General features: G+C 66.0%; 5 protein-coding genes and 1 tRNA gene. 1 reads left to right on the top strand and 5 read right to left on the bottom strand.

The features are described from left to right. Window positions 1–284: 284 nt before the first annotated feature. From RWM17_RS01900 to RWM17_RS01890, 3 genes are all read right to left on the bottom strand, one after another. Window positions 285–1,208 carry an ABC transporter permease gene (locus RWM17_RS01900; protein WP_314100867.1) on the bottom strand — a complete coding sequence of 308 codons (924 nt, stop codon included), beginning with the start codon at window positions 1,206–1,208 and terminating at the stop codon, window positions 285–287. Further along, entirely contained in the window at window positions 1,205–2,272 is a 1,068-nt protein-coding gene (locus RWM17_RS01895; protein ID WP_314100866.1) for an aliphatic sulfonate ABC transporter substrate-binding protein, read from the bottom strand. Before RWM17_RS01895 ends, RWM17_RS01900 begins: the two co-directional genes overlap by 4 nt. A 98-nt stretch (window positions 2,273–2,370) precedes the next feature. Beyond that, a complete protein-coding gene (locus RWM17_RS01890) occupies window positions 2,371–3,291 on the bottom strand; it encodes an ABC transporter ATP-binding protein (RefSeq protein WP_314100865.1) in 921 nt (306 codons plus the stop codon). 208 nt (window positions 3,292–3,499) lie between these two features. On the opposite strand from RWM17_RS01890, the gene RWM17_RS01885 reads away from it, so the two are divergent. Continuing rightward, a tRNA-Pro gene (locus RWM17_RS01885) sits at window positions 3,500–3,573 on the top strand. A gap of 673 nt (window positions 3,574–4,246) precedes the next feature. Here the strand turns inward: RWM17_RS01885 and RWM17_RS01880 are convergent. Next, complete coding sequence (locus RWM17_RS01880; RefSeq protein WP_314100864.1) at window positions 4,247–7,741, bottom strand: DEAD/DEAH box helicase; 3,495 nt, start codon at window positions 7,739–7,741, stop codon at window positions 4,247–4,249. Then, entirely contained in the window at window positions 7,725–8,432 is a 708-nt protein-coding gene (locus RWM17_RS01875) for a Hachiman antiphage defense system protein HamA (protein WP_314100863.1), read from the bottom strand. The genes RWM17_RS01880 and RWM17_RS01875 overlap by 17 nt, the downstream gene beginning before the upstream one ends. Between the last annotated feature and the right edge of the window lie 147 nt (window positions 8,433–8,579).

Raw genomic sequence — 8,579 nt, 5'->3', positions numbered from 1 at the left:
TTTGGGCGGGGGCCGGGCTTTTGTTTTAACTCCCCCGGGCCCGCGGGGGTCCCCGGCTCCCCCCCCCCGGGTGGGCCGCTCCCCCCCGGGGGGGGGGGGGTGCATCGTCCACACCAGGGTGCAGGAGGCGCGGGCCGGGCCGCGATTCGCGGGCGCGTCCCGTCATGCCGCGTTCCGGACAAAGTGCCGCGTCGTGCGGCGCCATCTTGTCCGGAACGGTGCATTGCAGCGCGAGGAGGTGCGGGCCGGGCAGCGCAGGAGGCGTAGGCCGGGCGCGGGGCGGGCTAGCGCCAGCGGCGGAGGAGCACGCGCTGGGCGACGTTGAGGACGAAGTCCGTGAGCGTGCCGAGCAGCGCGAGCAGGATGATGCTGAGGAACATGCGGTCGACGCGTCCGTTGTACTGCGAGTCGGTGAGCAGGAAGCCGAGTCCCATCGACGACGCGATCAGCTCCGCCGCGACCAGGAACAGCCACGCCTGGGCGAGTGCGAGGCGCAGGCCCGAGACGAGCGACGGGATCACCGCCGGCAGCTGCACCGTCGTGAAGAGCGAGACGGGGCCGAGCCCGTACGCGCGGCCCGCCTCGACCAGCTGGGGGTCGACGTGGCGGAGGCTGCCCGCCACGGTCGTGAAGACGGGGAACGCGGCGCCGATCGCGATGAGGGTGATCTTCGAGTCCTCGCCGATGCCGAGGTAGAGGATCAGCAGCGGCACCCACGCCAGCGACGGCACGGCCCGCACCGCGGCGATCGACGGGGCGAGCAGCGCCTCGCCGACCCGTGAGAGGCCGACGACGGCTCCGAGCACGATGCCGATGCCGGCCCCGACCGCGAAGCCGATCAGCACGCGCTGCACCGAGATCGCGATGTACTGCCCGAGCAGCCCCGCCTGCGCCAGCTGGACGCCGGCCAGCCAGACGTCCGACGGCGAGGGGAGGTTGTAGCTCGGCACGTCGACGACCTCGGTCGCGAGCACCCACGCGAGCAGGACGGCCGCGGGCAGGATCGCCCCGAGCAGTGCCAGGCCGCGACGCGGACCGCGGGAGGTGGGGGTCGAGCCGACCCGCGCCTCCTGCGATCCGCTGCTCACGCTGGCACCGCTGCCGCTGCTACCTGCACTGCGGCGCTCGGCCGCCTCGCGGGTGCGCTCGACGACCTGGCGGGCGTCCGCCTCCTTCTCGTTGCCGCTCAGCGGGTACGCGTCGGTCATGAAGCGTCGGCGTCCTTGGCGAAGGTGTCGTCGAAGAGGGTGTCGAGGGCGTCGTCGACGGCGTCCTGGGAGGCGACGTCGCCGGACTCGACGAGGATCGGGCCGACGGTCTTCAGCACATCGGCCTGCGCGGCTCCGGGGATGGGGTCGACGTCGAAGTGGGTGCGGTCGAGCACCGTGCTGGCGACGGCCGGGTCGATGCCGGCGACCCCGGAGAGGATGGTCGCGGTCTCGTCGGGGTTCTCCTCGGCCCAGGCGCGAGCCTTCTCGTACGAGTCGACGACGACCTGGGCGACGTCGGGCGACTCGGTCAGGAACGACTCCGTCGCGTTGAGGAACCCGTAGGTGTTGAAGTCGACGTTGCGGTAGAGCAGCTTCGTGCCCGACTCGGCCTCGCTGGCGGCCATGATCGGGTCGAGCCCGGACCAGGCGTCGACGCTGCCGTTCTCGAGGGCGGCACGGCCGTCGGCGTGCTGGAGGTTCTCGATGGTGACGTCGCTGGCGCTGAGGCCGGCCTCGTCGAGCGCCTGCAGCAGGAAGAAGTAGGGGTCGGTGCCCTTGGTCGCCGCGATCGTCTTGCCCTTGAGGTCGTCGACGTCGGCGATGTCGCTGTCGCCGGGGACGACGAGCGCCGACCACTCGGGCTGCGAGTAGATGTCGATCGTGTGGATGGGGGAGCCGTTCGAGCGGGCGAGCAGCGCGGCCGAGCCGGCGGTGGAGCCGACGTCGACGGCTCCGGCACGCAGCAGCTCGTTGGCCTTGTTCGAGCCGGCGGACTGGGTCCAGGTGACGGTGACGTCGTCGCCGAGGGCGTCCTCGATGAAGCCCTGATCTTTGACGATCAGGCTGAGCGGGTTGTAGGTCGCGAAGTCGATGTTCAGGGTGTCGGTGCTCCACTCGCCGCCGGACGCGCTCGCGTCGCCGCCCGCCGCCTCGGCGGGCTCGCCCTGGGCGTCCTCGCCGGCGACGCAGCCGGTGAGCGCGAGGGCTGCTGCTGCACCCAGCGCCAGGGCGGCGAAGGAGGCGCGGCTGCGGCGGGCGGGGGAGGTGCGGCTGCTGGTCATGGTGTCGTCTCCGGTGCTGTGTCGGGGATGGCGTGGTGCTCGAGGTGTGCGGTGCGGGGGAGGTGTCGTCCGCTGTGGCTGTTCCGTCACGAGAAGGATCAGGCCCTGGCGCGGCTGATGAGGCTGGTGTGGCCGGTGGCGCTGGCGTGGCCCGCGGGGACGCGGTGGACGCCGAGGCCCTCGAGCAACTCTTGGCGGAGCACGGCGAGCTCGGGGTCGTCGCGGTCTCGACGGCGTGCTCCGGGGACCGTGACGATCCGCTGGATGCTGGTGGCGCCTCCTGCGGTGTCGGTGTACGTCGGGTCGGCGCTCGCCGTGTCGGGCTGGTCGGCAGGCTGCTGGCTGAGGTCGGCGAGCAGCACGATGCGGTCGGCGAGGTAGAGGGCCTCGTCGACGTCGTGGGTGACGAGGACGACCGTGGTGGGGAGGGCGTCGTGGACGTCGAGGAGCAGGTCCTGCATGCGGAGGCGGGTGAGGGCGTCGAGGGCGCCGAACGGCTCGTCGAGGAGGAGTACCGCGGGCTGGCGGGCGAGGGCCCGGGCAAGGCTGGCGCGCTGGGCCATGCCGCCGCTGACCTCGCGGGGGCGGCGGGCTCCGGCTGGGCCGAGGTGGACGAGGTCGAGCAGTTCGGTGAGGCGGGCGTCGCGCTCGGACTTCGTGAGTTTGGGGGAGGAGGTGGTGGTGCTCTTGCTCGGCTTCGGGAGGCCGAGGGCGACGTTGTCGCGAAGGGTGCGCCAGGGGAGGAGGCGCGGCTCCTGGAAGGCGACGGCGCAGCGCTGGTCGGCGTGGCGGGCGGGTTCGTCGCCGATCCGGACGGTCCCGGTGTCGGGCTGGTCGAGTCCGCCGAGCTGGCGGAGCAGCGTCGACTTGCCGCACCCACTCGGCCCGAGCACGGCGACGATCTCGCCGGCGGCCACGTCGAGGTCCACTCCGTGCAGCACCGGCCGGTCAAACCGTCGGCCTACACCGCGCAGGGTCAACGGCAGAGCGCGGGAGGCGGTCGTCGAGGAGGCGGGCATGTCCCGACGGTATGGCGGGGTGGCAGGTGCTGTCGCGTGAGGTGTAACGGGGCGCAACAGTGGTGGGCTGGCTAGTGACCGCCCGGGGCTTGCCCGTCGGACTCGGCTGGTCAGCGTGGTTCGTCCCGGGTCTCCGGATCCGCTATGCTGTTCGAGTTGCCTCGGTCGGGGCAACACCAAGAAGTCGGTTGCTCAGCAACGGATTTCTCGGGCTGTGGCGCAGCTTGGTAGCGCACTTGACTGGGGGTCAAGGGGTCGCAGGTTCAAATCCTGTCAGCCCGACCGAAAAACCCTGATGAGAAATATCTTCATCAGGGTTTTGTTGTTTCCGGACGCCGGATTTCTTGTCCCTCTCTGGCCCCCTTTCAACTATTGGCGGACTTGGGCCGTGGATTACAGAATCCGCTGCGATGCCCTTCCTGTGGATAAGGGGACCAAAAGGGGACCAGAACTGCTCCCAGCCGCTCCGTAGGCTTCTGACAAGGCATCAAAGGCCTCGCGTTGAGGCGCTGCCTCGTGAGGCTTGGCTCTTGTGTCCGGAGGGGGGAGAGGAACGCGTTGGCCTGCTCCGCCGCGGAGGCAAGGTGCCAGTCATCGGGGTGTACGTACCCGCGGGTCGTTTCCATATGCGTGCCCAAGGGGCTCTTAAAGCACGTGCAGCGGCACGCCAGCGTCGGCCATCCATGTCGCACCCGTGTGGCGGAGTCCGTGACGAATGAGATCAGGAAAGCCAAGCCCTGACCAAGCGCCGGACCTGGCTCAGTGTTCAGCGCAAACCGTCCCTTTCGTCGTCTGCGTGCCCCAGTCCCCGGAGGCGTCGGACGGCTTAGATGCTCCATTCGGAGCGCCCGAGTAGTCACCGCGAGGGTCTCGCGGAGGTATTCGTGGGCTGCCCCGAAGAGGCCCCGTTCAAAGAGGTACCCAACGCGCCTCAGGCCTTAGCCCTAGCGAGTGTTTAGGCAAGAAGGTCAGACGGCCCCAGGTAGTCGAGTTCGACGACGTCTCCTGCTCCGACCGCGGTCACTTTCAGCAGCCCCTGACGGCGCAGGTTCAGGCGCGTAGTCAGCACTCCGACTGGCTGGGCATCTGCTGCCTCGAGCACGGTTGTTTCGTCGGAGTTGGAGATCGCTCGGTATGGCTCACCGGAGGTGGGCTGATAGCCAGGCATCCAGCTCACCGAAGTCTGGTGCACTTCACGAATCCACGTTCGCTGACGGAGCGCGACAGTGCGGGTGGCGAAGCTCATCCAGAGATCGCGGGTGGTCGGTGTAGGCCAGGACGCGTCTCCCGTTGCGATTTGTATTGCCTCGGAGATCATCCAATTGTGTAGCCCGGCTGGGGTCGTGAATGCGGCTTCGGTTGACTCCACCGCGACGAGCGCTCCCGACCTAGAGGCGAAGCCTGCTCGTATCAGTGTCGACGCGGCCCTGTTGAGTGTGCCGGCTTCCACAGCAGCGACGCTCAGTCCGGTCTCCGGACTGGATAGATCCCAAGGAAATGCATCGGGGTTGGGGTGCGCTGCAGCTCGGACACGGACGGCTTCGAGTGCCCACGGGAGCCGGTACGCCAGGGTGTCTTCGATGAACTCAGCCGTTTCGAGGCTGTCGTCGGCCGCGAGTTCCGCGACTGGACGCCCTCGCAGCCACCCGACCAGGATCTCTTCCCAATTGTCGGGTTGAGACTTGGGAGTGAAGGGGAAGATCTCGAACACGATCTTGGCGAAATGGACTATGGCGTTGGTCGCTTCGTCGTTCATGCCGAGCTGGATGGCCGCTTCGGCGATTTGCAGATGACGGTTGAGTTGCTCAGCATTCGAATCGAGTTCCCGGCCGGTCGCGAGTCCAACACCGGCCCGGTAATAGCCGCGCCGCTGTTCGGGTGTCGTGCTCCGCCAGATAAGTCCAGCTCGGGCCACGAGACCTGTCCGCAGAGCGTCGCGCACCGGTTCCTGGTAGCGAGCAATTGTCCGTGCCCATAGCGATGAAGCGAGAACTGCATCGAGCGCGGCGCCGAGATCCTGCTCCGTGCCAGAGGAGTCACTGAGCAGTCCGAGGATCGCGCAATCCAGGCTCGCGAGCTGGCCCGGCCAGAACTTCATGGCGTCGCTCGTGGTCTCTTCGTCTTCGGTGGCAATCGCAGGGAAGGACCAGTCGGCAACCCCGGTGACGTACTCGGTGAAGTCGTCCCAGTCGACCATGCCAAGACTGTCGGACATCCGCTGGAGCATAGTGGTGAGGAGCCGGACGAGTCCGCTTTGCATATTCCGCAACTGCGAATCTTCGACCAGCCGCTCCCAGTTCTGTCGTGTTCGACGCGTGGGCTCGAACATCGGATGCACCACGAGTCCGGACGAATCAACGAACGCTCGTCCAGCTCGGCCCACGATGTTACGGAACTCGGCGGCGTCGATGATCGTCCGGTTTCGCCACAGACTATGGACCACCAGCGAACTCGCCGACAGGTTCAATCCCTGCGCCAGCGTGGGGGAGGAGACGGTAATTTTTAGCGCTCCCTGTTGCAGGAGCTTCTCGACTTCTTTCCTGTAGGGCCCGGGCAGAGATCCGTGATGGATGGCGACGCCCATGCGTAAGCAGGCTAGGAGAGGATGGTCGGCCTCGAACCATTCTTGGCCGATGCTGAGGGCGGTGTTCAGGACGGTCGGGTCGCCGTCAAAGACGCTGCGGAGTGCGCCCTGCCGGGCCAGCTTGATGATCAGTTTGGCCAATGCGTTGACCGATTTCTTCAGCGGGCAGAACACTAGGACGGTCTGGCCGTCATCGACGAGGCCCCAGGCGGTGGCCAGCGTAAGTTCTTGAGCGTCTTTCGGGAATGGGAGCTTGCGTTGCTTGCTCGGGACTGTCTTCGCTATGAGGAACCGGGGGACATACGGATCTTCACCACCGACAGTGATGGTGAGCCTCGCGTTGTTGTCGCGCCAGACGACTTCTCCGTATCGAAGAACGGTGGGACGCCAGTCACTGCTGATCAGCCCATTGGGTTCGTCGTCGGTGAGCCAATCAACAAAATTCTTTACCTCATCACCCTCGGGCAGGATCGCTGAGAGACAGATGATGCGCCGAGTCTTTGCGTCGGGGCGGCGAAGGAGCCGCTGAACCTGGACTTCGTATCGCACTTCCCGCTCGTTTGCTCCGATCATGTGTCCTTCGTCGAGCACGATAAGTCCGACGTCATCGAGTAGATCTGGATCGTTGCGCAAGGCGAAGTCGAGCTTCTCGGGAGTCGAGACCACGATGTCGCGGTCCTGGAGGATGCTCTCGTCGACATCGCTGACCCCGATGGTGCCGTACAAGGATGAGATGGTCTTGCCGAGCGGGACGAAGGTACGTTCCAGAGCCGTCTCGGTCTGCGCCGAGAGCGCGCGGAGCGGGGTGACAAACACCACCCTTTTTCCTTCGGCCAGGGTCGCGAGGATGCACAGTTCTGCGATGCGAGTCTTGCCTGCGCTCGTGGGCAAGGAGAGCACGAGGTTGTCATGCGTATTGAGCACTCGAGACGCGGCTTCCAATTGGGAGGGCCAGAGGTCGATCTCGGAGCGTCGTCGTCGGAAGAGTGAGGCGATGAATGTAGCACGTAGGCGATCCCAGTCGCCAGCGTCCTCGCTTTCCGGACCCGTCGGCAGCACCACATGGAAGCTGGCATCCCAGAGGCCCCGCAGCAGGTGAATCGCCAGCCGATGGCACCACCACTGCGGCACCATGCTCAAGGCTGCCGCACCGCGGATACCCACCTCGAGTCGTGCAACGGCGTCAGTGAGGAGAGTCGGCTCGCCACGCTCGAACGCCAGTATGGCCACGCTGATCGCACCCATGAACGCATCCGTCAATGCGGCATTGACGATATCCAGGACATCTGCCCCGTCGTCGAGGTCGTCGTTGCCGTCACCCGGGGCAATTGCAGAACGCAACTCCTCGGCAAGGCTCGCGTCCGCGGCCCGCTCGTCCGCACGGCTCTCGGAGACGAGCATCGTCAGGCCATCCAGGTCCCGGAGCATGAGTAGCACCAGGCATCTCTCGGTGGGGGAGATGTTCCGATCGTTGCGCGTCGCCGCCAGAAGCGAATAGGCCCGCGCTGAGAATCGAGCGAGATGAAAGCTAGCTGCGGCCACCACCCTGTGAAAGCCCGATTCTGGTGTTACCTCGCCTCGCGCAATGACTGATTCGATCGCTGTCGCCGCGTTCTCGAATGCCCGTCGAGATGCCTCGGCAGATCCCTCTAGATCGCTCAGCTCCAGTCCATGCTCCAGAAGCGCATACCCATAGGAGAGGAGGTCGTGGCTCAGTAAAACGTCGAATGGGGGAGCGTCCTCTGGGAGTACACCTTCGCGCCATACCATTGCGCGTGCCTCTCCGCGCGCAAGAAGCCGCCCGCGAAATCCTGACGTCGTTGCTCGACCGATCGCCGTTTCGAGATCCTCAACGCGTGCGGGCATCGCGGATCACCTTCTCGAAGACTCGACGGATGAACGACTGGTGTTCCGGGATCTGCAGTCCCACACCGAGTCGCCGGATTTTGCCTCTATAGGCCTTGGTGTGATTGCGGAGCAACCCGAGAGGGTTGTTGCCAGACAACGTGAACAGCAGGTGCAGTACGTCGCCGGGTCGGATACTTCCGCGAAGCTGAGCGGAGAGGATCTTGACGTGCAGCGTCGTCTCACCCATTTCGCGGAGACGCGCGGCGACGAACATCAGCGCATGAGGTGTCGGCAGGCCGTGCTCGCTCAGCAAGGCTGTTTCAGCCTCGTCCAGTGTCGAAGTCGAGAGGCTCGCGCGACTTTTGGCCTCGCCCTTGAGGACCTCGAGCTTGTCGTCGTCCACGAGCCGAACGCCGAGGAGATCGTCGCCGCGCATGGGCATCTCGCGGCTGTCCTTCCACCGCAGGCGTGCAATCATGCGGTATCCGAGTTCGCGCGCTACATACTGGGTGGCGAGAACCTCTCCGAGTTCACCCGACCGGGTCCGCTTGCTGATCGGCAGCTTTCCGCTGAGAACCTCCGCCGCCTGCGGCTTGCCGAGCTCGCGTAACACTGCCGCGATCTCATCCGCAGACACATAGTGACGAGGCACAGCGGCAGCGGCCCATTTCACCCCAGCATCGACCGCGATCTCGTCGGCTGGCATCATCCGCACAACCTGATGAGAACCAACGTTCTCCCGGGTGGTGGTTACCCACGTCTTAATCCGAGCCATTCGAACAGTCCTCCAAGATTGGCCAACTCAAAACGACTCGTCCGGCCTGTGATAGCCCGGATTGCTCATTCGAGTTGCCTT

The organism is uncultured Frigoribacterium sp., from assembly GCF_963515265.1.
In the GTDB taxonomy this organism is placed as follows: Bacteria; Actinomycetota; Actinomycetes; order Actinomycetales; family Microbacteriaceae; genus Frigoribacterium.
Note: the sequence above shows the minus strand (reverse complement) of the source record. Positions and strands in the feature narration are given on the sequence as shown.